Raw genomic sequence first — 24,152 nt, forward strand, 5'->3', positions numbered from 1 at the left:
CTTGCCCTCTGGAGCTGACATGTCGATGGCGTTCGGTTCACCTTTTGGTTCGTCCGATCCCTTCAGCGAGATGCTCGACCGCTTCTTCGGCACGTCACCGGCATCGTCGCCACCGGCCGTGCAGCGGGTGCCCATCGGCCGCCTCCTCACGGAGTCGTCGCACGAACTCCTCGGCCTGGCCACGCAGAAGGCGACGGAGAACGGAACCTCCGACCTCGACACGGAGCACCTCCTGTGGGCGGCCACGCAGGTGGACCCCGCGCGGCAGCTCCTCGCCCAGGCCGGCGTCGATGTCGACGCGCTCGCGGCCCGGATCGCCGAGGTGCTGCCCCGGGAGGCGGGCGAACCGTCCGCGGAGCCCGGACTCACGCCGGCGGCGAAGCGCACCCTCGCCGCGGCCTACGCGGGCTCGCAGGCGGCGGGAGTGTCCTACATCGGCCCCGAGCACATCCTCGGCGCGCTCCTGGAGGACCCCGACTCCGGCGCGACCCGGTTCCTGCGCGCCGAGGACATGGACACCGAGAAGCTGCGGGGCCGGACGGACCGGGCGGCCCGGGCGGACGGCGCTCCCGCCGCGGGGAGGGAGCCCTCGACGACCCTGGACGAGTTCGGCCGGGATCTGACGGAGGAGGCGAAGGCGGGCCGGCTCGACCCCGTCGTCGGCCGGGCCGAGGAGATCGAGCAGACCATCGAGATCCTCTCGCGGCGCTCCAAGAACAACCCGGTGCTCATCGGGGAGCCCGGCGTCGGGAAGACCGCCATCGTGGAGGGGCTGGCCCAGCGCATCGTGGCCGGCGAAGTGCCCGAATCCCTGAAGGGCAAGAGGGTCGTCTCCCTCGACATGTCCGGCATGGTGGCCGGTGCGCAGTACCGCGGCCAGTTCGAGGAGCGGCTGAAGAAGGTCATCGAGGACGTCCAGGCGTCCGGCGGCGACATCATCCTCTTCATCGACGAACTGCACACGGTCGTCGGCGCGGGCGCGACGGGAGAGGGAGCGATGGACGCGGGCAACATGCTCAAGCCCGCACTGGCGCGCGGCGAGCTCCACGTGGTGGGAGCGACGACGATCGACGAGTACCGCAAACACATCGAGAAGGACGCCGCGCTCGAACGCCGCTTCCAGCCCGTCCTCATCCCCGAACCGAGCGTCGAGGAAGCGGTGCAGATTCTCGAAGGGCTGCGTGACGCGTACGAGGCACACCACCAGGTCCGCTTCGCCGACGGAGCCCTGACCGCGGCCGCGGAACTGTCCGACCGCTACATCAGCGACCGGTTCCTGCCGGACAAGGCGATCGACCTGATGGACCAGGCGGGCGCCCGGGTACGGCTGCGCAGCGCCGGCCGTTCCACCGAGGTCGTCAGCCGGGAGGACCGCCTCGCGAAGCTGCGCCGCGAGAAGGCCCAGGCGGTCGCCGCCGAGGAGTTCGAGAAGGCCTCGGAACTGAAGCGTCAGATCGCCGAGGTGGAGGGTGAGCTCGCGGGCATCGAGGAGCGCCGCGAAGGCGTCGTCTCCGTCACCGCCTCCGACATCGCCGACATCGTCTCCCGCCGCACGGGCATCCCGGTCTCCCAGCTCACCGCCGGCGAGAAGGAGAAGCTCCTCAGGCTGGAGGAGGAGATGCACGCCAGGATCGTCGGCCAGGCCGAGGCGGTCACCGCGGTCTCCGAAGCGGTGCGCCGCAACCGTGCGGGCATGGGGGACCCCAACCGTCCCGTGGGCTCGTTCCTCTTCCTGGGACCGACCGGCGTGGGCAAGACCGAACTGGCCAAGACGCTCGCCGAACTGCTCTTCGGCGACGAGAACCGCATGATCCGGTTCGACATGAGCGAGTTCCAGGAGAAGCACACGGTCGCCCGGCTCGTCGGCGCACCCCCCGGATACGTCGGCTACGAGGAGGCCGGCCAGCTCACCGAGAAGGTCCGCCGCATGCCGTACAGCGTGGTGCTGTTCGACGAGGTGGAGAAGGCGCACCCGGATGTCTTCAACACGCTGCTGCAGATCCTCGACGACGGCCGTCTGACGGACGCGCAGGGCCGCACGGTCGACTTCCGCCACTGCGTGGTCATCATGACGTCCAACATCGGCGCGCATCGCATCCTCGCCCACCAGGGCGACGCGGCCGAGCTCAAGGACGAGCTGATGGACGATCTGCGGGGACGGTTCCTGCCCGAGTTCCTCAACCGGATCGACGACATCATCATCTTCCACAGCCTCACCGAGGAAGACCTGTCGGAGATCGTCGAACACCTCCTCGACCGGAGCAAACACCGCGTCCGCGCGCAGGGCCTGACGCTGGAAGTGACCGAAGCGGCCAAGAAGTTGCTGGTCGCCCATGGCTACCAGCCCGAGTTCGGCGCTCGTCCGCTGCGGCGCACGATCCAGACGGAACTCGACAACCGCATCGCCTCGCTGCTTCTGAGCGGCGAAACCGACCCGGGGGACACCATCGTCGCCGATGTGCGGGGCGAATCGCTCCACTGCACGGTGCGCAAGGGCGAGGCCGGGAGCGTCGCGGAGCAGCCGGACACCTCGGGAAGCAGCGCCGTCCACTAGCGCTTCGGCCGGCCGCCCCCGCTCCGCGGTCGCGTGCTACGTTCGCGTGATCGGACGACCGGGGGCACGTGGTGACGGAAGCAGGCGAGCGGCAGCCGACACCGCGGGCGCGGCTACGGAGGCAGCCGCAGCAGGCGCGCAGCCGGGCCCGGGTCGAGGCCATCCTGGCCGCGGCCGACCGGATCCTGTCCCAGGAGGGGTACGAGGCGCTGACGACGCGGAGGATCGCCGAGGAGGCGGGCACGCCGGTCGGGAGCATCTACCAGTTCTACGCGGACAAGGGCGCCGTCGTGGACGCGCTGGGCCAGAGGTACCTCGACACCTTCAGGACCGCCATCGACGAACTCGTCGAGCGCACGGTCGAGGGCGATCTGTCCGACCCGGTCGGCACGATGGTCGGCGTCTACGCCGAGCTCGTCCGGTCCCAGACGGGCGGCATGGCCCTGTGGGCCGGGCGGCACCTCAGTCCCGAGCTCGCGCGCGCCGACGAGGCGAGCAACGCGCACATCGCCGAGGGACTCCAGCGCATCGTGGAGCACCTCATCGGCGGCCCCGGCGGGCCCACGGCGCAGCGGGCGACGCGGATGGTGGTGTGGGCCGCCAACGCCGTGCTGCACGAAGTGTTCAAGAGCGACGGCGAGCCGGACCTGGAGGCCGTGGACGAGCTCAAGCGGATGCTGAACGCCTACTGGGAGGACCTGCGCGCCCGGCTGACGGCCGTGGAGGAGTGAACCGAGGCGTTCGGCAGCCGGCCGGGCGCCGGGCCGCGGGCCCCGACTGCCGGACAGGCCGGTAGCACCCCTGACCGGGCCGGGCACTTCGACGTCGCGACACGGGCATAGAACATGAACAAAAGTTCATGTTATGGTGCGGCCCACCTCGGACGGCGTGCCCGGTACCGAACAGCCGCCGCCGGGCTGCCGTTGGGGCGCGAAGCGCGGCCGTCGGCAGAGTTCCGCAGCCGCGCGCACGGCCCGGCCCGGGTGGCGTGCGCACCACCGACGAAGGCAGGCGCCAGTGACGACGAGATCCACCGATGCCACCGGACTTCCCCGGTTCCCGGCCGGCTTCGTCTGGGGCGCCTCGACCGCCGCCTACCAGATCGAGGGCGCCGCCGACGAGGACGGCAAGGGGCCGTCGATCTGGGACACCTTCGTACGACGTCCCGGGGCCGTACGCGACGGCCACACCGGCGACATCGCCTGCGACCACCACCACAGGTTCGGCGAGGACGTCACCCTGATGCGCCGGCTCGGGCTCGACGCGTACCGCTTCTCGGTCTCCTGGACCCGCATCCTGCCCACCGGCGCGGGCCGGATCGAGCCGCGCGGACTGGACTTCTACGACCGCCTGGCCGACGCGCTGCTCGACGCCGGGATCGAGCCCGTACCCACCCTGTTCCACTGGGACCTGCCGCAGGCCCTGGAGGACGAGGGCGGATGGCTGAACCGCGAGACCGCCCACCGTTTCGCCGAGTACGCCGCCGTGGTCGCGGAACGGCTGGGCGACCGGGTCAAGCGATGGATCACCCTCAACGAGCCCTTCGTCCACATGTCCTTCGGATACGGCTTCGGCGTCCACGCCCCGGGCCGCGCACTGATGCTGGACGCACTGCCCGTCGCACACCACCAACTGCTCGGCCACGGCCTGGCGACCGCGGCGCTGCGAGCCGCCGTTCCGGGCGGGCAGATCCTGATCGCCAACAACTGCACGCCCGTCCGTCTGCGCGACGACGCACGCGACGACACGGACGTGGCGGCCGCCTCCGCCTATGACGCCCTGCACAACCGGCTCTTCAACGATCCGCTGCTGCGGGGGAGTTATCCCGATCTGTCGGCCTACGGCATGACCGACCCGAGCTGGGGAGGAGTGGTGCGCGAGGGTGATCTCGCCACGATCGCCGCACCGCTGGACGGACTGGGCGTCAACTACTACAACCCCACCTGGGTCACCGCCCCGGCCGACCCTGCCGCAGCGCTGCCCTTCGACCTGGCCGAGCCGTCGGAGCCCTACGAGCGGACCGCGTTCGGCTGGCCGGTGGTTCCCGACGGGCTCACTGAACTGCTCACCGGTCTCAAGGCCCGTTACGGCAACGACCTCCCACCGGTGTGGATCACCGAGAACGGCTGTTCGCAGCCGGCCGGACTGCACGACCGGGCGCGCATCGAGTACCTCGCCGGGCACATCGACGCGATCGCCCGTGCCGTGTCCCGCGGGGTGGACGTGCGCGGCTACTTCACCTGGTCGCTGCTCGACAACTTCGAGTGGGCCGAGGGCTATCACCAGCGGTTCGGTCTGGTCGAGGTCGACTTCGCCACCCGAGAACGCACGCCCCGGGCGAGTTTCGAGTGGTACCGCGACCTCATCGCCTCCCAGCGGTCCTGAGCAGCGGACCCGTCATGTCCCACGCCTCCACGGCGGGCGACGCCGCCGTCTTCGCCGAGCCCACCGCCCCGGTCAAGGCCGTGTGGACAGTGAACCTCTCGCTGGCCACGCTGGCCGTCTTCATGGCGTTCATGACCCCCATCCAGATCCTGCTGCCCCTCCAGCTGGAGCACATCGACCCGCACGACAAGAACGACGCGCTCTCGCTCGTCACCGGCCTCGGCGCACTCGTCGCGGTGCTCGCCAACCCGCTCGCCGGCGCATGGTCGGACCGCACCACGAGCAGGTTCGGCCGCCGTCGGCCCTGGATCCTGGGCGGCGCCCTCGCCGGGGCGGCGGGTCTGTCGATCACCGCCACCCAGCACACCGTGGCCGGAGTCGCCGTCGGCTGGTGCCTCGCGCAGGCAGGGCTGAACGCGATGCTGGCCGGGGTCACCACCCCGATCGCCGACCGCGTTCCGCTCACCCAACGCGCTCAGGTCGCGGGCTGGACCGGAATCATGCAGTCCTTCGGCCTCGTCCTCGGCGCGCTGATCACCACACTGCTCGTCACCGGTGTCCGTTCCGGCTACGTCACACTCGCCGTGCTCACCGTCGCACTCGCCCTCCCCTTCGTGCTCCGCCACTCCGAGCCGCCCCTGACCCGGGCCCTGCGCCCCGCCTTCGACGCCCGCGCCTTCGCCCGCTCGCTCTGGGTGAGTCCGCGACGGCACCCCGATTTCGGCTGGGCCTGGCTCACCCGGTTCCTGATCAACCTCGGCAACGCCCTCGGGACCCTCTACCTGTTCTACTTCCTCGCCGACGCCGTCCACTACGACGACCCCGGCACCGGCGTTCTGGTCCTCACGGTGATCTACACTCTCTGCGCCGCGCTCACGGCCATTCCGGCCGGCGTCCTGTCCGACCGCATCGGGCGCCGCAAGGTCTTCGTCGTGCTCTGTTCGCTGGTCATGGCCGCGGCGGCCGTGCTGCTGGCCACCCTCCACACCTGGCCGTCCGCCCTCGCCGCCGCGGCCGTCCTCGGCGCGGGTTACGGCATCTACCTCGCCGTCGACCAAGCCCTGGTCACCCAGGTCCTGCCCGAGGCCACCGACCGTGCGAAGGACCTCGGCGTCATCAACATCGCCAACTCCGGTCCGCAGGTCCTCGCCCCCGCTCTCGCCGCGCCGATCATCACGCACCTCGGCGGCTACACCGGCCTCTACGCCACCGCGGCCCTGGTCATCCTCATCGGCGGCCTCCTCGTCAACCGCGTCCGCGGCGTGGCCTGACGAACGGCCGGACGGGGCGGGCCCGTCCGTACGTCCGCTCCCGACGCTCGTAGAGACGGGAACTTGCCTCAGCGGGGGATGAGTTCATCAAAGATGAGAAATTCTCATGTTTGCCTGCCGGGGCCGTTGACTCCGTCGACCGTGGTCGCGATTCTGATAACTCGTCAGTAACGTGAATGAGCATGTCAATCGAAGCGAGTGATGACCATGGCTCAACCTCCGCGCCGCAGATTCAGATCCCTCACGGTGGTGTCACTGCTCCTCGCCGTGCTGTCCCTGGTACTCGGCCCGATGCCCAGCTCCGCGGCGGAGCCCGATGCCGGCTGGTGGAACCCGACCGCGCGGCCCGCGCCCGACGCGCAGGTCGACGTCACGGGGGAGCCCTTCAAGGGCACCGACGCCCAGGGCCGCGTACGAGGCTTCGTGGACGCCCACGACCACATCATGTCCAACGAGGGCTTCGGCGGCCGGCTGATCTGTGGCAAGCCGTTCTCGGAGCAGGGCGTCGCCGACGCGCTCAAGGACTGCCCCGAGCACTACCCCGACGGCTCGCTCGCCGTCTTCGACTTCGTCACCAAGGGCGGCGACGGCCGGCATGACCCCGACGGGTGGCCCACCTTCAAGGACTGGCCCGCCCATGACTCGCTGACCCACCAGCAGAACTACTACGCCAGTATCGAGCGGGCCTGGCGCGGCGGCCAGCGGGTGCTGGTCAACGACCTGGTCACCAACGGCGTGATCTGCTCGGTCTACTTCTTCAAGGACCGCAGCTGCGACGAGATGACCGCCATCCGTCTCGAGGCGAAGAAGTCGTACGACATGCAGGCCTTCATCGACAAGATGTACGGCGGTCCGGGCAAGGGCTGGTTCCGGATCGTCACCAGCAGCGCACAGGCCCGCGAGGTCATCGAGCAGGGCAAGCTGGCTGTGGTCCTGGGGGTCGAGACGTCCGAGCCGTTCGGCTGCAAGCAGATCCTGGACATCGCGCAGTGCGGCAAGGCGGACATCGACCGGGGCCTGGACGAGTTGCAGGAACTCGGCGTGAGCAGCATGTTCCTGTGCCACAAGTTCGACAACGCCCTGTGCGGGGTGCGGTACGACTCCGGCGCACTCGGCACGGCCATCAACGTGGGCCAGTTCCTGTCGACCGGTACCTTCTGGAAGACGGAGACCTGCCGAGGCCCGCAGCACGACAACCCCATCGGCAACGCGGTGGCCGCCGAGGCGCAGAAGCTGCTGCCGAGCGGGGTGGCCGTTCCCGCGTACGCCTCGGACGCGCAGTGCAACACCCGCGGGCTGACCGGCCTGGGCGAGTACGCGGTACGCGGGATGATGAAGCGTCACATGATGCTGGAGCTGGACCACATGAGCGTCAAGGCCGCGGACCAGGCCTTCGACGTCCTGGAGTCCGCGTCGTACCCCGGCGCCATCTCCTCGCACAGCTGGATGGACCTGGGATGGACCGAGCGGCTCTACAAGCTCGGCGGATTCGCCGCCCAGTACATGAGCGGCTCCGCGGCGTTCAGCGCGGAGGCCGCTCGTACGGACGCGCTGCGGGAGAAGTACCAGGTCGGCTACGGCTACGGCACCGACATGAACGGTGTCGGTGGCTGGCCCGCCCCGCGGGGCGGTGACGTCCCCGACCCGGTGCGGTACCCCTTCCGCAGCGCGGACGGCGGTTCGGTGATCGAGAAGCAGACCACCGGCGAGCGCACGTGGGACTTCAACACCGACGGTGCGGCGCACTACGGCATGGTCCCGGACTGGATCGAGGACATCCGTGTCGTCGGCGGCCAGGGTGTCGTGGACGACCTCTTCACGGGCGCCGAGTCCTACCTGCGTACCTGGGGGAACGCCGAACAGCACCGGTCCGCGGTGAATCTGGCCTCGGGCGCGGCCGCCTCGGCGTCCACGTCGGAGTGGTGGAACCCGGCCGTCAGCTTCGCTCCCGGCCGGGCCGTGGACGGGGACGAGGGCACGCGCTGGGCCAGTGAATGGTCCGACGACCAGTGGCTGCGGATCGACCTCGGATCGGCGAAGCCGGTCGGGCGCGTCACCCTCGACTGGGAGGCGGCGTACGCGAAGTCCTACCGCGTCGAGTTGTCGCAGGACGGCAGGAACTGGCAGACGGCATGGTCCACGGCCGCGGGTGACGGTGGCCTGGACACGGCGCGGTTCACCCCGGTTCAAGCACGCTACGTACGCCTGCACGGTCTGGAACGCGGCACCAAGTGGGGCTACTCGTTGCAGGAGGTCGGCGTCCACAGCGGCTGACGGCACCGGAGCGCAGGCCCGCCGGCACCGATGCCGGCAGGCCTGCGCGGCGACTCCTGCCGGGCGCGGGCCCTCGCCGGCTTCCCGCTCAGGCGGCGGGGCCGATGGTGACCTTGAGGTGCTTCATGATCGGCTGGTCGCTCTGGGTGCTGTAGTCGCCGAGCGCGCACAGCACGTTCATCTCCGGCATGTAGCCGGCCGCGCAGCCGCGGGGGATGTCGTAGGGGATCGCGAGGTAGCCGTTGAGGGACCGCCGGCTGCCGTCCTTCGCCGTGCTCGTGATGTCGACGGGGCCGAGGTCGTCGATGCCGCGTTCGCGCATGTCGGCCCGGTTCATGAAGACGAGCGTGCGCAGGTTCTTGATGCCGCGGTAGCGGTCGTTGTCGGAGTAGATGGTGGTGTTCCACTGGTCGTGGGACCGCATGGTCCCCAGGGCCAGGGTGCCGGCGGCGGGGACCACGTCCGGCAGGGCGGCGGCGGAGAACTCGGCTCGCCCGGACGGGGTGCGGAAGACAAGCTCCCGGGCGGGCTGCTTGATCCGGAAGCCGAGAGGCAGGCGCACCCGGCGGTTGAAGTCCTCGAAGCCGTCGAGCGCCCGGGCCATCGTGTCCCGGATGCGGTCGTAGTCCTCGACGTACCAGTGCCACGGCGTGGCACTGCCGGGGAGCGCGGCGCGCGCCAGGCCGGCGACGATGGCCGGTTCGGACAGCAGATGGGGGGACGCGGGTCGCTTCATGCCGATCGACAGATGGACCATGCTCATCGAGTCCTCGACGGACGTGCGCTGGATCCCCTTGCGCTGATGGTCCTTCTCGGTACGCCCCAGGCACGGGAGGATCAGGGCCTGCCTGCCGTGGACGATATGGCTGCGGTTCAGCTTGGTGCTCACCTGGACGGTGAGGTCGCAGGCGCGCAGCGCCTCGTAGGTGTACGGGGTGTCGGGGGCGGCCAGGGCGAAGTTGCCGCCCATACCGACGAAGACCTTCACGTCGCCGCTGTGCATCGCCCGGATGGTGCGGACGGTGTCCAGACCGTGCTCGCGCGGCGGCTCGATGCCGCAGACCTCGCCGAGACGGTCCAGGAACGCGTCGGTGGGGCGGTGATCGATACCGCAGGTGCGGTTGCCCTGGACGTTGCTGTGTCCTCGTACGGGGGAGGGGCCGGCCCCTTCCCTGCCGAGGTTGCCGCGGAGCAGCAGCAGGTTGACGACCTCCCGGACGGTATCCACCCCGTGCTCGTGCTGGGTGAGTCCCAGGCACCAGCTGACGATGGATCGGTCGGCCTCGCGGTACACGCGTGCCGCCTTCAGGATGTCGTCGCGGCCCAGCCCTGACTGGGTCTCGATCTCCTCCCACGGCGTGGCGGCGCACACCGCTCGGTACTCCTCGAAACCGGCGGTGTGCCGGTCGATGAACTCCTCGTCCAGCGCCTTGGGATCGGTCGTCGACTGCTCCAGGATCGCCTTGGCCATGCCGCGCAGCAGCGCCATGTCGCCGCCGATGCGCGGCTGCAGATTCAGGGTGCTGGTCCGGGTCGGCTTGAACAGGGCCATGTCCACGAAGTCGTGCGGGACGATGGTGCGGGTGGCCGCCGCCTCGACCAGTGGGTTGACATGCACGATCTGGGCGCCGCGGCGGTGGGCCTCGGCCAGCGCGGTGAGCATCCTCGGTGCGTTCGAGGCGGCGTTGACCCCGAGGATGAACAGTGCGTCGGCCGACTCCCAGTCCTTGAGGTCGACGGTTCCCTTGCCCGTGCCCAGGGACGCCTGCAGGGCACGGCCGCTCGCCTCGTGACACATGTTCGAGCAGTCGGGCAGGTTGTTCGTGCCCAGCTCGCGGGCCATCAGCTGATACAGGAACGTGGCTTCGTTGCCGAGCCGTCCCGAGGTGTAGAAGGACGCCTGGTTCGGGCTGTCGAGCTCGCGCAGCGCACGCCCGGCCAGCTCGAACGCGTCCTTCCAGCTGATCGGGACGTAGTGGTCGGAGCCGGGGTCGTAGACCATTGGTTCGGTCAGCCGGCCCTGGTTCTCCAGGTCGTAGTCGCTCCACCCGGACAGCTCGGTCACCGAATGGGCGGCGAAGAACTCACGACCGACCCGTTTGCGGGTCATCTCCCAGGTGACGTGCTTGATGCCGTTCTCACAGATGTCGAGATGCAGGCCCTTGGTGTCGTCGGGCCACGCACATCCGGGGCAGTCGAAGCCCTTGTCCTCATGGTTCATCCGCATGATCGCCCGCGGCCCGTCCACCGGCGCGCCCTCGCGCACGAGGAACCGGCTCACGCTCCTGGCCGCGCCCCAGCCCGCCGCGGGGTGGCGGTAGGGACGGAACTCGGGCTTCTCGTCCGAGGCGGGCCCGATCTCGGGCTCCCGGGGTTGCCGGCTGTCACCGTTGGCGCTCACGTTCTCGACCCTTCAACCAGGTGGGGCGGCTGCAGAACGACGTTTCCGGCAGGCTACGCCCGGGGGCGCACCCCTGCCATCGCACCGTCGAGACCCTCGGCGCGCCGGCTCCGGCACCCGGCCGCGGCGCGTCCTGTGCTGTGGCGACCGCTTCGGAATCGGGTTGTACTGCCACGGGACGACGCCCTCCGCGGCCTCCGCGCGGTCCCTGACCGCACGGCACGTCCGAGACCCTCATCGAGCCGGCGAGGCGGTCGATCTTGATGTCCCCCAGGCGTTTGCTGCCCCTGTCAGCCGCTCCCCGTCTCGCCGGTTCGGCGGTGGCCGGAGCGGTGATCGGCGTGGCCGTCGGCATGCTGACCAACCACCCCATGGGCCTGCTCGCGGGCATCACCGCGGTGGAGACGCTGTACGTCGTGGCGGGCTGGCTCGTCCTGTGGCCCATGGACCCCGCCACCACCCATCGCAACGCCCGGCGGGAGGAGTTCCGCCCCGTCGCGGAGGAACTCGTCGTCGTCGCCGCCGCTCTGTGCGGGCTGGTCGGCATCGTGCTGCTGCTCGTGGTCGGCCGGTCGGACCTCAACCACGCCGCGGCCGCGACCGCGCTGTGCGGGGTGTTCATGGCCTGGGCCGCACTCCATCTGATGTACGCCACCCGCTACGCGTACCTCTACTACCGGGTGCCGAAGGGCGGGATCGACTTCAACTCCGAAGACCCGCCGCGCTACGTCGACTTTCTGTACTTCAGTTACAACCTCGGGATGACCTACCAGGTGTCCGACACCAACGTGTCGAGTTCCGCGCTGCGCGCGATCGTCCTGAGGCACTGCCTGCTGTCGTACGTCTTCGGCGCCAGCATCCTCGCCACCACCATCAACCTCGTCGCCGGAATCGTCACGGGCTGACCCGAGGGGCCGGGTGGGGCCGCCCGGGGCCGCCCGCAGGGGTGCTCCCGGCCTCTGCGGCCGGGACGCCTTGCCACTCCCGGGTGGCGGGGTGATGCTTGGGGGCATGGCTGACCAAGCCGGCCCCGATCCCGTCGAGGCCGTCCGACGTGCCCTCCGCCTGCTGGAGGCCGTCGGCGCGCACGGGAGCGGGGCCACCGCGCACCAGCTGGCCCGGGAAGCGGGGCTTCCCCAGGTCACGGTGTCCGAGCTGCTGCCCGGACTGGCCCGGGACGGGTTCGTCACCGACCTGGGCGACGGCGCGTACGTCCTCGCCGACACGGGCACCGTGCCGGGTGCCGGACACGACGGCCGCGAGTTGCACGAGCGCGTCCGCCCCGTGCTGACCGCACTGCGCAACGATCTCTCTGCCGCTGTCTACCTGACGCTGTACGAGGAGGGCGAGATCCGCGTCATGGAGATCGTCGACAGCGCCAGGACGCCGCGGGTGGACCTCTGGGTGGGCTTCGAGGATGCCGGGCATGCGACCGCCCTGGGCAAGAGCGTGCTGCGGGAGCTGGACGGGGAGGCGCGGGCCGAGTATCTGTCGCGGCACTCCCTGACCGGGCTCACACCCAGGACCATCACGGGCCGGGAGGAGCTGCTCCGGCAGCTGGACGCCGCTTCGGCGGCTCCGCTGGTGATGGACCGCGAGGAGTACGCCCGGGGCACGACCTGTATCGCGGTGCCCGTGTACAGCGGCGATCAGGTCGGGTCCCTCGGCATCTCCTTCCGGTCGGACCGGATGTACCGGTCCGACCAGGTCCGCGAAGGGCTGCTGTCCTCGGCGATCCGCGTGTCCAGGCGGCTCTCGTTCCCCGGATGAGCCCGGGGGCTCCTTCCGCGTCCGCCGCGCATGCGCGGCCCGGCTACTCGATGACGAGCTCGACCGGGATGTTGCCGCGGGTCGCGTTGGAGTACGGGCAGACCTGGTGGGCCTGCTCGACCAGCTTGCGACCGGTGGCCTCGTCGACGGTCGAGGGCAGTTCCACGCGCAGCGTGACCGCGAGCCCGAACCCCTCGCCCTGCTTGCCGATGCCGACCTCGCCCGTCACGGCGGCGTCGGTGACATCGACCTTGGCCTGACGGCCCACGAGGCCCAGGGCGCTGGCGAAACACGCGGCGTACCCGGCGGCGAACAGCTGTTCCGGGTTCGTACCCTCACCGTTTCCGCCCATCTCCACGGGGATGGCGAGCTCCAGATCCAGCTTGCCGTCGGAGCTGACGGCGCGGCCGTCACGGCCGTGGGTGGCGGTGGCGACGGCGGTGTAGATCGATTCCATGGAAACCGGTTCCTCTCGAAGGTCATGTTCCGCGGCGGGTCCGGCCGCTTCCCCTGAAGTGAAGCACACAACTTAGTTGTGCACAACCAAATGGGGCGTCCGGCGCTATGCTGAATGCATGACCGCCACGCCCAGCACCGCCCGCCAGGACCCGCCCGAGGCCGGTTATCTCCGCCTCGACCAGCAGATCTGCTTTTCCCTGAACGCCGCCTCGCGCGCCTTCGGCAGCGTCTACCGGGTGCTTCTCAAGGATCTGGGGCTCACCTACCCCCAGTACCTCGTGATGCTGGTGCTCTGGGAGCACGGCGAACTCCCGGTGAAGGCGCTGGGCCGGCACCTGCGGCTGGACTCCGGCACGCTGTCGCCGCTGCTCAAGCGGCTGGAGGCGGCCGGCCTGGTGCGTCGCGAGCGGAGCGCCCGGGACGAGCGCTCCGTGCAGGTGCAGCTCACGGACGAGGGTGCCGCTCTGCGCGAGCGGGCGCTGCTCGTACCCCGCCGGATCGCCGCCGCGACGGGCTTCGGCCTCGATGAGATCAGCGAGCTGCGTGAGCGCCTCGACCGCCTCACTTCCGCGCTCGACGCGGCGGCGGCCGCCGAGGCGCAGGACGGTACCGACGCGCGGTAGCTCCCGGCGGCGAAGGCGCCGACCGGTCAGGCGGCGTACGCGGTGACTGCCAGCGTCGCGGACAGCACCTTCCACAGCGCCCAGGCGCCCGTCCGGCTCGCCACCGCGCACGGGGTGCTCCGCGTGCATCGGGTCGGCCGGTCCTGCCAGGCGCTCACGACCAGATAGTGGAAGCCGAACGAGCGGCTGAAAGCGAAGCGGATATGCAGGCCGTCGCCCAGGTCGTGACCGGGCAGGGTCGCGATCTGCAACCGGGCGGCGCCGACGGCCTCCACCCGGACCGGGTTTCCGCCCAGCAGATCGCACTCGTCCGCGGGCCGGATCCGGGCCGGACACGCGCCGCTCACCGGGAACAGCCAGAAGTGGTCGGTGAGCTGCCGGCGCACCTCGTGAGGGCTGGTGAACGGATGCACCCCCAGCGAGTAGCCGTACCGGTACAGCCACTTCACGCCGCCGTGGCATTCCGCGGGACCCTCGTCGCACCCCTCGGCGGCCGTCTCACGGCTGACGGACGACGGAACGGGGGAAGCGCCCGGATACGGCGGCGGGGCCGGGGCGGTGAGCGCGAGCGAGCCGGCGAGCAGCACGGCCGATGCGAGACGTGCGGCCGGGCGGGTGAACGCCGGCGTGTGCCGGGAGGCGGCTGCGCCACCTTCTCCCGCCGCTTCTCGCGCGGGCCCGGGGGAGRCGCTGGACCGAAGGCGATCCGTCTTCCGCATCAGCGCCTCCCGACGTGCGGTACGAGCCACCTGGACGCTATGTCCTCGGGAGAGGTTCGGCATCTCCGCCACGGGCGGCCCCCCGGCACGGCGCGGCTCCCTGCCCGGGCCGCCCCGGCAGGGAGCCGCCGGGTTCAGGCCGCGAGGCCGAGGACCATGGCTCCGACGACCGGCGCCGCGTACACCAGGGGGTAGGGAATGTGCGTGTACGAGCGGGCCCGGATCACCGTGACGACCGCACCGGCGAAGTACAGCACCAGTCCGGAACCGGCCAGGACGCCGACGACCGGGACGAACAGCCCGGCGACCAGACCCACGGCCCCGGCGGCCTTCGCCGCGCCGAGCCACGTCCACCAGGAGCGCGGGACGCTGTAGTCGGTCAGGGCCTGGACGACCCACTGGGCGCGGAACAGCAGGGCACCGGCCGAGTAGCCGGCCATGGCGGCAGCGACGAGAGTGACGACGACGTGGGCGACGGACATGAGGGGATCTCCTCAGCGGGCGGGTGCCGGGGTGTTCTCACCGGCCTCGGTGGCCGGTCCGGCACCGCACTGAAACGCCCCGAAGGGAAAACGTGACACGTCCGCGAAAGTTTTTTCCGGTACGCCCGTGGGGGCGCCGCTGGGGCACGCAGCCCGCGGCGCCACTCCGTCAGGTCCGCCGCGCCAGGAGGAACAGCTGGGGCTCGGGCACGGCCGTCGGATGGGCCGGAGTGAACAGGACGCTCTCCCGGGCCAGGACCGCGAACCCGGCCGCCGTCACCACCGCGGTGAACGCCTCCTCGCCGAAACTGGTCACCCGCACCGCCTGGTCCATGAACGTGCCGCTCACACCCTCCATGTCCAGCGGCACCGTCGCCACGGCCAGATGGCCGCCGGGCCGCAGCACCCGGGCGGCCAGACGCAGCACGTCCGTCTGCTCCGCACGGGACAGCTGGAGGAGCGAGAAGTACACGCAGACCGCGTCGAAACTCCCGTCCTCCAGCGGCAGATCACGCACATCGGCGCACCGGAACTCCGCCCCGGGCACCTGCCGCGACGCGATGTCCACCATGACGGGGGAGACATCGACGCCGAGCACCTCGTGGCCGGCGTCGGCGAGGGTCTGCGCGGTCGGCCGTCCCGTACCGGAGCCGATGTCCAGCACCCGGCTGCCCGGAGCGAGCCGCTCCAGCAGGGACCCCAAGGAGGCGTGGTGCGCGGCCGACTCGCCGAACGCCTGCTCGTAGTCGGCACCGAGAGCGTCGAACACCGACGCGGCGGTGGGGTGCCGGTCCGAATCCATGGCGGATTCCCTTCTTCTCCGGGTGTCCCTACGGTACGCGGGCGACGGCCACGTACAGTCCGCTGTGTTCGGGCTCCGGCGCGGGCGTGTCGCGGAACCACTCGGGTGCGGTGACCAGGCCCGGCTCGACGACGGTCAGCCCGTCCAGGAACCGGGCGAACTCGGCCCGGGTGCGCAGCGCAAGCCGGATGCCGCCCTTGTCGTACTCGTCGGCCCCCTGCTGCCCCCGCTCCGGGTTGACGTCGGACGCACCCTGGGACAGCACCACATAACTGCCCGGGGCCAGTGCCTCCGTCAGGGTGCGGACGATGCCCGTCGGATTTACGTCATCGGGCAGGAAGTGCAGCAGGCCGAGCATCGACAGGGCCACCGGGCGCCGGAAGTCCAGGACCTTGTGCGCCGCCTCGATGATGGTGCCGGGTTCGCGGACGTCCGCCGGGACGTAGTCGGTGGCCCCCTCGGGCCGGCTGATCAGCAGTGCCTCGGCGTGACGCAGCACGATGGGATCGTTGTCGCAGTAGACCACCCGTGAGGCGGGATTGATCTCCTGGGCTATCTGGTGGAGGTTCGGCGCGGTCGGAATGCCGGTGCCGATGTCGAGGAACTGGTCGACACCCTCCCCGGCCAGCCACGCCGTGGCGCGGTTCATGAACGCGCGGTTCTGGTGGGCGCCGATCTTCGCCTCGATGGGCAGTTGCTCCGCCACGGCCTGGTCGACGGGGTAGTTGTCCTTGCCTCCGAGGAGCGCGTCGTACACGCGCGCCGACTGCGGCCTGCTGGTGTCTATCGGGGGCTGGGACGTCCCTGCCGTCATGGCGAGCTCCGTTGCAGATGAGGTGAAACCGTACCTGCGGTGAAGTCTGCCACAGCAACTTGCCGATGATCATGCGGTGTTGGCGGGCGTCAGCGAGCCCGCCTGGCCGGTGGGGCCGTACCGGAGAGCGGAAACCGGCACGGCGCGGCGTCTACTGAAGTGCGCGCACCGCGGCGCCGAACAGGGCCGGAGCCCGATGCGCGGCCGGGACGATCAACCGGGCGGTGGCAGGACGCCGGGCCACCGACAACAGCCCGACTGTGAGCAGGCGGTGACGCCGGGTCAGCCGGGCCCAGCGGGCCGGGTAGTCCTGCGGACGGCCCGCGGCGAGCGAGTCCACCGCCGCACCGGCCGTCGCCACGGCCAGCGCGACCCCCTCGCCGGTCAGCGCGTCCACGTAGCCCGCGGCGTCGCCGACCAGCAGGACCCGTCCCGCCCGCAGGCCGCGCGCCCGCCGACGCAGCGGCCCGGCGCCGCGCACGGCACCGGTCTCCCGGCCCAGCAGCGTGGCGGCCAGGCGGGGGAAGTCCGCCAACTGGTTCTCGTACGCACGACGTTCTCCGCTGAGCACCGCCACACCCACCAGGCCGTCCCCGAGCGGTGTCACGTACGCCTCGCCGTGCCGGGACCAGTGCACCTCCACGAACTCCGTCCACGGGTCGACGCGGTAGTGCCGGCGCAGCCCGTAACGGCGCACGGCGCTCCGGGGCCCGTCCAGGCCGAGCCCACGACGGACCGGCGAGTGGAGCCCGTCGGCGGCGATCAGCCAACGGGCGGTGAGCCCGCACACGCCGACCCGGTCGCCGCTCTGGCGAACCTCCCCCGCCTTCCCCGGCACGATCCGGACCCCGAGCTCCACCGCCCGCGCGTGCAACGCGGTGTGCAGTGCCGTCCGGCGCACCCCGAGCCCGGCCCGGCCACGGAACGCCGCCGTCGCGCTCCGCGCCCCGTCCACGTAACGGATCCCGCGCAGGGGATGGCCGGACACGTCGATGCCGAGGGCGCGCAGCGCCGCCACTCCACTGGGCATGATGCCCTCGCCGCACGCCTTGTCGACGGGGGAGGCGCGGGGTTCGACCACGACGGTCTCCATACCGAGTGAGGCCGCCCGGATCGCCGCCGCCAGACCGGCCGGGCCGCCGCCCGCGATGAGGAGATCGATCACGCCGGCACGCCCCCGGCGGAGGCGAGGGCCGCCTCCTCGCACCGGACCCGTACGGCCATCAGCGCCGCGTTGAGCACCGTGAAGACCACCGCGGTCACCCAGGCGCCGTGGACCAGCGGCAGCGCGAGACCCTCCGCGGCGACCGCGACGTAGTTGGGGTGGCGCAGCAGGCGGTACGGGCCGCCCGTCACCAGCGGCAGCCCCGGAACCACGATGACGCGGGTGTTCCACCGGTGGCCGAGCGTACGGATGCACCACCAGCGCAGCGCCTGCGCGGCCACCACCACGGCCACCATCGTCCAGCCGAGCAGCGGCACGAACGGCCGGTCCGCCAGTCCGGCCTCGGCCAGACACCCCGCCAGCAGCGCCGTGTGCAGGGCGACCATCGCGGGATAGTGACCGCGGCCCGACTCGGTTCCGCCCCGGGCCAGCGCCCAGCGCGTGTTGCGCAGGGCGACGGCGAGTTCGGCGAGGCGCTCGCCCGCAACGGCCAGCACCAGTGCCGTGTACCAGATCATGTGTCCTCCGACCTACCAGCGCAGCAGCACCAGTTCGCAGCAGAATCCGGGTCCCATGGCGATCAGCAGCCCGGGAGAGCCCCGTTCGGGCCGCCGCTGCTCCAGTGTGTCCCGCAGGACGTGGAGCACCGAGGACGACGACAGGTTTCCCACGTCGGCCAGCGAACGCCAGGTGACGTCGAGCGCGCCTTCGGGGAGCGAGAGGACATCGGTGACGGTCTCCAGCACCTTGGGCCCGCCCGGGTGGCACACCCAGTGGGCGATGTCCTTCGGCTTGAGGCCGTGCTCGGAAAGGAAGCCGGCCACGTCGTCCGCCAGATAGCGGCGCACGACGTCGGGAACGCCCGGATCGAGGACCACCTTGAAGCCCGAGTCGCCGATGTCCCAGCCCATGACGTGCCCGGTGTCGGGGTACATCCGGCTGCGGGTGGCCACCACCTCGGGACCCGTCCGGGCCGCCCTGCCCTCGCCCAGCGCCACCACGGCGGCGGCCCCGTCACCGAACAGCGCGGTCGCCACCAGATTGGCGGGCGAGGCGTCGCCGCGCTGGAAGGTGAGGGAGCACAACTCGACCGAGAGCAGGACCGCCACGTCGTCGGGCCGGCCGAGCAGGTAGTCGTGGAGACGGGCGATCCCCGCGGCCCCGGCGACACAGCCGAGCCCGAAGACCGGCAGCCGTTTCACATCCGGGCGCAGGCCGAGGCGCCCCACGAGCCGGGCGTCGACGGAGGGGGCGGCCACACCGGTCACCGAGGTGAACATCAGCAGGTCCACGTCGGCGGGCCGCAGCCCCGCCGTCCGCAGCGCACCGCGCACCGCGTCGGCGCCCAGGTCCACGGCCTCCTTGATGAACACGTCGTTGGCGTCCCCGAAACCGTCCAGCTCCGCGTAGCGTTCCAGCGGCAGCACCATGGTGCGGCTGCGCACCCGGGCGTTCTCGTGCAGCCGGTCCAGGACCCGCCGGTCGGCCCCGGGCGGCAGACAGGTGCGGGCCACCATGTCGGTGACCTCGCGCTGGGTGTGGCGATACGGGGCCAGGGTGCCGTGCACGGCTGCGATCCGCGTCATCCCGGGCCCTGCTTCTCAGGCGTCATGGCCCATCCCTGCCCCGAAACCGGGGCAGAACACCGCAGACAACCCGTGCGGCTGTCACGCCCGCGGTGTCCGGAGTACCTACGATCACGTGATGGGCACTCAGGACCCCTCTCGCGCCTACGCTCCGACCACGCTGCCGCTCCGCCGCACCATGGGGCTGGCCCGCTCCTGCCATCCGGGGCCGGTCGTCGCCGTGACCGCCATCGCGGGCGCCCTGGGTGTGGGCGTCGGCCTCGACGGTGCCCGGTGCGCCGTCCTCGTCGCCGCCGTGCTGAGCGGCCAGCTCTCCGTGGGCTGGTGCAACGACGCGTTCGACGCCCGGCGGGACGCCGCCGCCGGACGCACCGGCAAACCCGTGGCCGAGGGCTCGGTGAGCCGCAGGGCGGTCTGGGCGGCGGCGTTCACCGCCGCGCTGCTGTGCGTTCCGCTCTCCCTGGCCTGCGGCCCGCTCGCCGGCGCCGTGCATCTGACGGCGGTGGCGGCCGCCTGGGCGTACAACCTGAAGCTGAAGGCCACGGCCCTGTCCTGGCTTCCGTACGTCATCGGGTTCGGCACCCTGCCCGCCGTGGCCGCGCTGGCCCTGCCCGGCCGCCCGGGGCCGACGTGGTGGGCGGTGACCGCGGGCGCCCTGCTGGGTCTGGCGGCCCACCTGGGCGATGTGCTGCCCGACATCGAGGACGACCTGCGCAGCGGTGTGCGCGGTCTCCCGCACCGGCTGGGCCCCAGCGCCACCGGACTGCTGCTTCCGGTGCCCCTCGTGGCGGCCTCCGTGGTCCTGGCCCTCGGCCCGGCCGGTCCGGCCGGGCCCGGGGGAGCGGTCACGCTCGCCGTCGCGGCGCCCGCGGCCCTCGCGGGGCTCCTGCTCGCCCGGACCTGGCGCAAGGCGCCCCTCGCCGCGGCGGCCGTGGTCGCGGCGGCGGACGTGACGCTCCTGCTGGTCCGCGGCACCGCCCCGGTATGACCCGGACACGCGGTTCTCACACCGTGCTCAGCCAGGTGTCGATCACGCGGAGACCGGCGTCCGTCAGGCCCATTCCGGGATCGACGCGGTGGAGCAGAGCCGGTCCGCCGTGGTGGGCCGCCACCCAGCGCCGGTCCCGCTCGGTGATCTCGTCGTCCACCCACACGAAGGCGCGCCCCGCGGCCCAGCCGACGAGCGTGCGCGTCTTCCAGTGGAGCCCCGCCCGTGCGTCCCGCTCGTCCTCGTCCGAAGGAGCGGGCCAGGAGACCACGCGGAGTTCCGGCAGCCCGAGGCGCGGTGCGACGACCGTGTTCGCCTCGTCCTCCCAGGTCGTCGCCCAGACCGGCTCGCACCGGAGCGCGGCCAGCCTGGGCCCGAGCGCCGGGTCGATCCTGTCGAGCAGCGGATTCGCCCCGGCCTCCGGTGGACCCGGCGCACCAGGGAAGACGGGGTGCCCGCCGGCGCGCGGGCCGAACGGGACGATGGGGCCGTCGACATCGAGGAAGAGCACCGGAAGCCCGCCGTGACCGGTCACCGCAGCACCGTACAACCGGGCGTCAGCGACCGCCCGCCACCCTCAGGATCGCGCCGGTGGCGTACGAGGCGTCCTCCGAGAGCAGCCACGCGACGGCGCCGGCGATCTCCTCGGGCTCTCCCGGCCGGCCCAGGGGGATCCCGGCGGCAGCCTTGTCGGGGCGTTCCGGGTCCGCGTGGAAACCGGTTCGGATGATGCCGGGGGCGACCGCGTTGACGCGGATGCCCGCCGCCGCGACCTCCTTGGACAGCCCGATGGTCATCGTGTCCACGGCTGCCTTCGCCGCGGCGTAGTGGATGTACTCGCCCGGACTGCCGAGCGTGGCCGCCGCCGACGACATGTTCACGATGGCCCCGCCGCCCGACCGGGTCATGTCGCGCACGGCACGCCGCGCGCAGAGCAGGTAGCCGACGACGTTGACGTCGAGGGCGCGCCGGAGCCCGGCCGCGTCGGCGTCGGCGAGCGGGCCCGTCGGGCCGCCGACCCCGGCGTTGTTGACCAGACCCGTAACCGGGCCGAGCTCGGCCGCCGCGGTGTCGAAGAGCAGGTCGACGCCGGCCTCGTCGGCGGTGTCCATCCGCACCGTCACGCAGCGCCGGCCCGCCTCCCGTACGGCTGCGGCGACTGCCTCGGCCGCTGCCGCGTCGGAGCGGTAGCCCAGGGCGACGTGATGACCGTCGGCCGCCAGACGCAGGCAGACGGCGGCTCCGATTCCGCGACTGCCACCGGTGACCACGGTGACCGGCTGACGGCTCATGCAAGGCCCCTCGCTCGTGTGCGACGACGCTGTACGTCCTCGGTGAGCACCCATCGTAGGGAGTGGTGATCAGCAACCTCCGGGTGGGCCGCGGTGTCGGGAGCGGGCGCACGCCGCGGCGCGGGCATGCCGACCGGCTGCCACCCCCTCATGGAAGGGTGGCAGCCGGTCGACCGCGTATGCGGTGGCTACACGGGGCGGTCGCTGCCGCTCCGGACACCCTGCTGCTCGCTCTGCTCCTGCAGCTTCCGGGCCTTCTCCTGGAGCCGGCGCCGCTGCTCCGGATCGCTCGTGCGCTCCGCGGCCTCGGTCATGTGCCGGGCCTTCTCGCGCATCTGCTGGGCTCGGCCGGTTTCTCCTGCAACGCTCATCGTCGCTCCTTGAACGGTAGGGAAGAGCGGGCCCTCCCAGAGAAGCAGCGCTGCGTGAGCAACGCACCCCGAAGCGTCACGCACGGTGAGGGTGGCAGGTGGGGCGGGTGCGACGCCGGGACGACGCGATGCGGACACCGGGAGCGGAACCGGCGTGATCCGGGCCTGGGGGACGCTGGCATGATCAGGGGTATGAACGAGCGCATGATCGCCGCGTGTGACGGGGCGTCGAAGGGTAATCCGGGGCCGGCGGCCTGGGCCTATGTGGTGGCCGACGCGGCAGGCAGGCCGCTGCGGTGGGAGGCCGGTCCGCTGGGCACCGCCACCAACAACGTCGCCGAGCTCACCGCCCTGCGGGAACTGCTGGAGTCGATCGACCCGGCCGTCGCGCTCGAAGTCCGGATGGACTCGCAGTACGCGATGAACGCCGTGACCAAGTGGCTGCCGGGCTGGAAGCGCAACGGCTGGAAGACGTCGGCGGGCAAGCCCGTCGCCAACCGCGACCTGGTGGCCCGCATTGACTCCCTGCTGACCGGCCGGGCCGTGGAGTTCGTCTACGTGCCGGCCCACCAGGTGGACGGCGACCCGCTGAACGCCCTGGCCGACCAGGCAGCCAGCGAAGTGGCCGTCGCGCAGCGCGCGGCGGGCACCTCCCAGGGCTCGGCGGATCTGCCGGTTCCCGCGCCCTCCCGTGCCACCGAAGGACGGCGGACCGGCGCCGCGCCGAAGAAGGCGGGGAGCGCCGCCCGGGCCGGAGCGACCATCCGCGCCAAGTTCTCCGGGCGGTGCCACTGCGGAAAGCCGTACGCGGCCAAGGACATGATCGCCAAGAACGACCATGGCTGGGGCCACCCGGAGTGCCGGACCGCCACCGCCTGACGGCCACCCGGCAGGGACCCTCCCGGCCGGGTCCCGGAGTTCCCGCCCCCGCGAGGGGGCACGCGTGCCATGATGCGGCTCCGGCGGCGAGGTCCGCATCGCCGCCGGAGCTGTGGGGAACGGCGACACGCTGGGGGGCGTATGGAAAGCACGGGCACGGTGCTGCGTGAACTGCGCGGGGCGCAGAAGTCGGCCAAGGGGGTGTCGCTCTATTCCCGGTACGTGAACCGGCCGGCCGGGCGGGTCTTCGCCGCCGCTGCGTACCGACTCGGTATGACTCCCAATCAGGTCACGCTGGTGAGTGCCGCGTTCACCTTCGCCGCCGTTGCGGCGGTGGCCCTGGCGCGCCCCACCTGGGGGCTGGCGGTCCTGGTCTACCTGGGGCTCGCCGTGGGGTTCGCCCTGGACTCGGCGGACGGCCAGCTCGCCCGGCTGACCGGCCGCGGCGGCCCCGACGGCGAATGGCTCGACCACGTCGTCGACTGCGCGAAGATGATCCTCGTCCACACCGCCGTACTGATCGCGTTCCGCCGCTTCTTCGGTCTCGGCTCCGACGCCTGGCTGCTGCTGCCGCTCGGCTTCCTGTTCGTCGCGGTGCTCACGTTCTGCGCCGGGCTGCTGCGCGAGCAGCTGGGCAAGGCCGCCGCCCGGTCCGCACCCTCCGGTGGCGCGCCGGCCGGACCCGTCTCCCGGCTGCGGGCCGTGGTGCTGCTGCCGGCCGACTACGGCGTGTTCTGCCTGGTGTTCCTGCTGCTCGGCGACGAGACGGCGTTCCGGACCGGATACGCCGTACTCGCCGCCGTGCACGCGCTGTTCCTGGTGGCGTTCCTCGGCAAGTGGTTCAGGGAGCTGAGAGCGCTCCGGGCGGACTGACCAGCGTGTCCAGCGCCCGGCGCAGCTGGGTGCTGGACGTGTGCACGGTGTACGGGAAGTAGACGACCTCCACACCGACCTCGGCGAAGTCGCGTTCCAGCCGTTTGCCCTTCTCCGTGTCGCGCCAGTCGTCCCCCTTGAAGATGACGTCGAACCTGACCTGTTGCCAGGTCTCGACCTTGTCCGGGACGGTCTCGACGAAGGCGGCGTCCACGTACCGCACGCTCCGGACGATCTCCAGCCGTTCCGGCAGCGGTATGACCGGCTTGTGTCCCTTGGCGAGTGCGGCCATCTCGTCCGAGACGACCCCCGCCACCAGGTAGTCGCACTGACTGCGGGCATGCCGCAGGATGTTGAGGTGACCTATGTGGAACAGGTCGTAGACCCCCGGCGCGTAGCCGACCCTGTGCACCATCCGTTCTCTCCCCCCACGGTGTGAACGTG

At 71.6% G+C, this 24,152-nt stretch carries 24 protein-coding genes; 11 read left to right on the plus strand and 13 right to left on the minus strand.

Features of this window, described 5'->3' with window-relative positions:
* Positions 1 to 19: 19 nt before the first annotated feature.
* The 5 genes from EAO72_RS12400 (at position 20) to EAO72_RS12420 (ending at position 8,484) form a co-directional block, all read left to right on the plus strand.
* The gene (locus EAO72_RS12400; RefSeq protein ID WP_148017345.1) at positions 20 to 2,554 is read left to right on the plus strand and encodes an ATP-dependent Clp protease ATP-binding subunit; all 2,535 of its coding nucleotides are present in this window, start codon (positions 20 to 22) and stop codon (positions 2,552 to 2,554) included.
* Positions 2,555 to 2,622: 68 nt separating this feature from the next.
* Positions 2,623 to 3,285: a TetR/AcrR family transcriptional regulator gene (locus tag EAO72_RS12405; RefSeq protein ID WP_148017346.1), complete on the plus strand. Its 663-nt coding sequence runs from the start codon at positions 2,623 to 2,625 to the stop codon at positions 3,283 to 3,285.
* Between the two features lie 286 nt (positions 3,286 to 3,571).
* On the plus strand, positions 3,572 to 4,939 hold the full coding sequence (locus EAO72_RS12410) for a GH1 family beta-glucosidase (protein WP_148017347.1): 1,368 nt from the start codon (positions 3,572 to 3,574) through the stop codon (positions 4,937 to 4,939).
* Positions 4,940 to 4,953: 14 nt separating this feature from the next.
* Entirely contained in the window at positions 4,954 to 6,210 is a 1,257-nt protein-coding gene (locus EAO72_RS12415; RefSeq protein WP_148017348.1) for an MFS transporter, read from the plus strand.
* A gap of 201 nt (positions 6,211 to 6,411) precedes the next feature.
* Positions 6,412 to 8,484, plus strand: coding sequence for a discoidin domain-containing protein (locus EAO72_RS12420; protein WP_148017349.1), 2,073 nt, complete (start codon positions 6,412 to 6,414; stop codon positions 8,482 to 8,484).
* A gap of 88 nt (positions 8,485 to 8,572) precedes the next feature.
* Here the strand turns inward: EAO72_RS12420 and EAO72_RS12425 are convergent, their stop codons facing one another.
* Entirely contained in the window at positions 8,573 to 10,843 is a 2,271-nt protein-coding gene (locus EAO72_RS12425) for an FdhF/YdeP family oxidoreductase (RefSeq protein WP_261991447.1), read from the minus strand.
* 305 nt (positions 10,844 to 11,148) lie between these two features.
* Here EAO72_RS12425 and EAO72_RS12430 point away from each other — a divergent pair, with 305 nt between their 5' ends.
* Together EAO72_RS12430 and EAO72_RS12435 are read left to right on the plus strand one after the other, a co-directional pair.
* On the plus strand, positions 11,149 to 11,790 hold the full coding sequence (locus EAO72_RS12430) for a DUF1345 domain-containing protein (protein WP_148017351.1): 642 nt from the start codon (positions 11,149 to 11,151) through the stop codon (positions 11,788 to 11,790).
* Between the two features lie 106 nt (positions 11,791 to 11,896).
* On the plus strand, positions 11,897 to 12,655 hold the full coding sequence (locus tag EAO72_RS12435; RefSeq protein ID WP_187285022.1) for an IclR family transcriptional regulator: 759 nt from the start codon (positions 11,897 to 11,899) through the stop codon (positions 12,653 to 12,655).
* Between the two features lie 43 nt (positions 12,656 to 12,698).
* On the opposite strand, the gene EAO72_RS12440 is transcribed toward EAO72_RS12435, so the two are convergent.
* Entirely contained in the window at positions 12,699 to 13,112 is a 414-nt protein-coding gene (locus EAO72_RS12440; RefSeq protein WP_148017353.1) for an organic hydroperoxide resistance protein, read from the minus strand.
* Positions 13,113 to 13,230: 118 nt separating this feature from the next.
* On the opposite strand from EAO72_RS12440, the gene EAO72_RS12445 reads away from it, so the two are divergent.
* A complete protein-coding gene (locus EAO72_RS12445; RefSeq protein WP_148017354.1) occupies positions 13,231 to 13,737 on the plus strand; it encodes a MarR family winged helix-turn-helix transcriptional regulator in 507 nt (168 codons plus the stop codon).
* A gap of 26 nt (positions 13,738 to 13,763) precedes the next feature.
* Here the strand turns inward: EAO72_RS12445 and EAO72_RS12450 are convergent, their stop codons facing one another.
* The 7 genes from EAO72_RS12450 to EAO72_RS12480 all read right to left on the minus strand — a co-directional run bounded on the left by EAO72_RS12450 (position 13,764) and on the right by EAO72_RS12480 (position 19,305).
* On the minus strand, positions 13,764 to 14,324 hold the full coding sequence (locus EAO72_RS12450; protein ID WP_148017355.1) for a hypothetical protein: 561 nt from the start codon (positions 14,322 to 14,324) through the stop codon (positions 13,764 to 13,766).
* A 266-nt stretch (positions 14,325 to 14,590) separates the two neighbouring features.
* Complete coding sequence (locus EAO72_RS12455; protein ID WP_148017356.1) at positions 14,591 to 14,938, minus strand: DoxX family protein; 348 nt, start codon at positions 14,936 to 14,938, stop codon at positions 14,591 to 14,593.
* Between the two features lie 169 nt (positions 14,939 to 15,107).
* Positions 15,108 to 15,740: a class I SAM-dependent methyltransferase gene (locus EAO72_RS12460; RefSeq protein ID WP_187285023.1), complete on the minus strand. Its 633-nt coding sequence runs from the start codon at positions 15,738 to 15,740 to the stop codon at positions 15,108 to 15,110.
* Positions 15,741 to 15,768: 28 nt separating this feature from the next.
* Positions 15,769 to 16,554 carry an SAM-dependent methyltransferase gene (locus EAO72_RS12465; RefSeq protein WP_148017357.1) on the minus strand — a complete coding sequence of 262 codons (786 nt, stop codon included), beginning with the start codon at positions 16,552 to 16,554 and terminating at the stop codon, positions 15,769 to 15,771.
* Positions 16,555 to 16,705: 151 nt separating this feature from the next.
* The gene (locus EAO72_RS12470) at positions 16,706 to 17,719 is read right to left on the minus strand and encodes an NAD(P)/FAD-dependent oxidoreductase (RefSeq protein ID WP_148017358.1); all 1,014 of its coding nucleotides are present in this window, start codon (positions 17,717 to 17,719) and stop codon (positions 16,706 to 16,708) included.
* On the minus strand, positions 17,716 to 18,237 hold the full coding sequence (locus EAO72_RS12475; protein ID WP_148017359.1) for an isoprenylcysteine carboxyl methyltransferase family protein: 522 nt from the start codon (positions 18,235 to 18,237) through the stop codon (positions 17,716 to 17,718). The genes EAO72_RS12470 and EAO72_RS12475 overlap by 4 nt, the downstream gene beginning before the upstream one ends.
* Before the next feature lie 12 nt (positions 18,238 to 18,249).
* Entirely contained in the window at positions 18,250 to 19,305 is a 1,056-nt protein-coding gene (locus EAO72_RS12480; protein WP_148017360.1) for a type III polyketide synthase, read from the minus strand.
* Positions 19,306 to 19,423: 118 nt separating this feature from the next.
* Here EAO72_RS12480 and EAO72_RS12485 point away from each other — a divergent pair, with 118 nt between their 5' ends.
* Complete coding sequence (locus EAO72_RS12485; protein ID WP_148017361.1) at positions 19,424 to 20,293, plus strand: UbiA family prenyltransferase; 870 nt, start codon at positions 19,424 to 19,426, stop codon at positions 20,291 to 20,293.
* A gap of 16 nt (positions 20,294 to 20,309) precedes the next feature.
* Here the strand turns inward: EAO72_RS12485 and EAO72_RS12490 are convergent, their stop codons facing one another.
* The 3 genes from EAO72_RS12490 to EAO72_RS12500 form a co-directional block, all read right to left on the minus strand.
* Positions 20,310 to 20,828, minus strand: a complete 519-nt coding sequence (locus EAO72_RS12490) for an HAD domain-containing protein (protein WP_148017362.1) — start codon at positions 20,826 to 20,828, stop codon at positions 20,310 to 20,312.
* Between the two features lie 22 nt (positions 20,829 to 20,850).
* Complete coding sequence (locus EAO72_RS12495; protein ID WP_148017363.1) at positions 20,851 to 21,585, minus strand: SDR family NAD(P)-dependent oxidoreductase; 735 nt, start codon at positions 21,583 to 21,585, stop codon at positions 20,851 to 20,853.
* Between the two features lie 188 nt (positions 21,586 to 21,773).
* The gene (locus EAO72_RS12500; RefSeq protein ID WP_148017364.1) at positions 21,774 to 21,956 is read right to left on the minus strand and encodes a DUF6381 family protein; all 183 of its coding nucleotides are present in this window, start codon (positions 21,954 to 21,956) and stop codon (positions 21,774 to 21,776) included.
* A 192-nt stretch (positions 21,957 to 22,148) separates the two neighbouring features.
* Between EAO72_RS12500 and EAO72_RS12505 the strand changes: the two genes are divergently transcribed.
* Together EAO72_RS12505 and EAO72_RS12510 are read left to right on the plus strand one after the other, a co-directional pair.
* Entirely contained in the window at positions 22,149 to 22,835 is a 687-nt protein-coding gene (locus EAO72_RS12505) for a ribonuclease H family protein (protein WP_148017365.1), read from the plus strand.
* Positions 22,836 to 22,976: 141 nt separating this feature from the next.
* A complete protein-coding gene (locus tag EAO72_RS12510; RefSeq protein WP_148017366.1) occupies positions 22,977 to 23,708 on the plus strand; it encodes a CDP-alcohol phosphatidyltransferase family protein in 732 nt (243 codons plus the stop codon).
* On the opposite strand, the gene EAO72_RS12515 is transcribed toward EAO72_RS12510, so the two are convergent.
* On the minus strand, positions 23,677 to 24,123 hold the full coding sequence (locus tag EAO72_RS12515) for an adenylyltransferase/cytidyltransferase family protein (protein ID WP_148017367.1): 447 nt from the start codon (positions 24,121 to 24,123) through the stop codon (positions 23,677 to 23,679). The two genes, EAO72_RS12510 and EAO72_RS12515, sit on opposite strands and share 32 nt — an antisense overlap.
* Positions 24,124 to 24,152 lie beyond the last annotated feature (29 nt).

It is taken from the genome of Streptomyces sp. OR43, assembly GCF_008042275.1.
Taxonomy (GTDB): Bacteria; Actinomycetota; Actinomycetes; order Streptomycetales; family Streptomycetaceae; genus Streptomyces.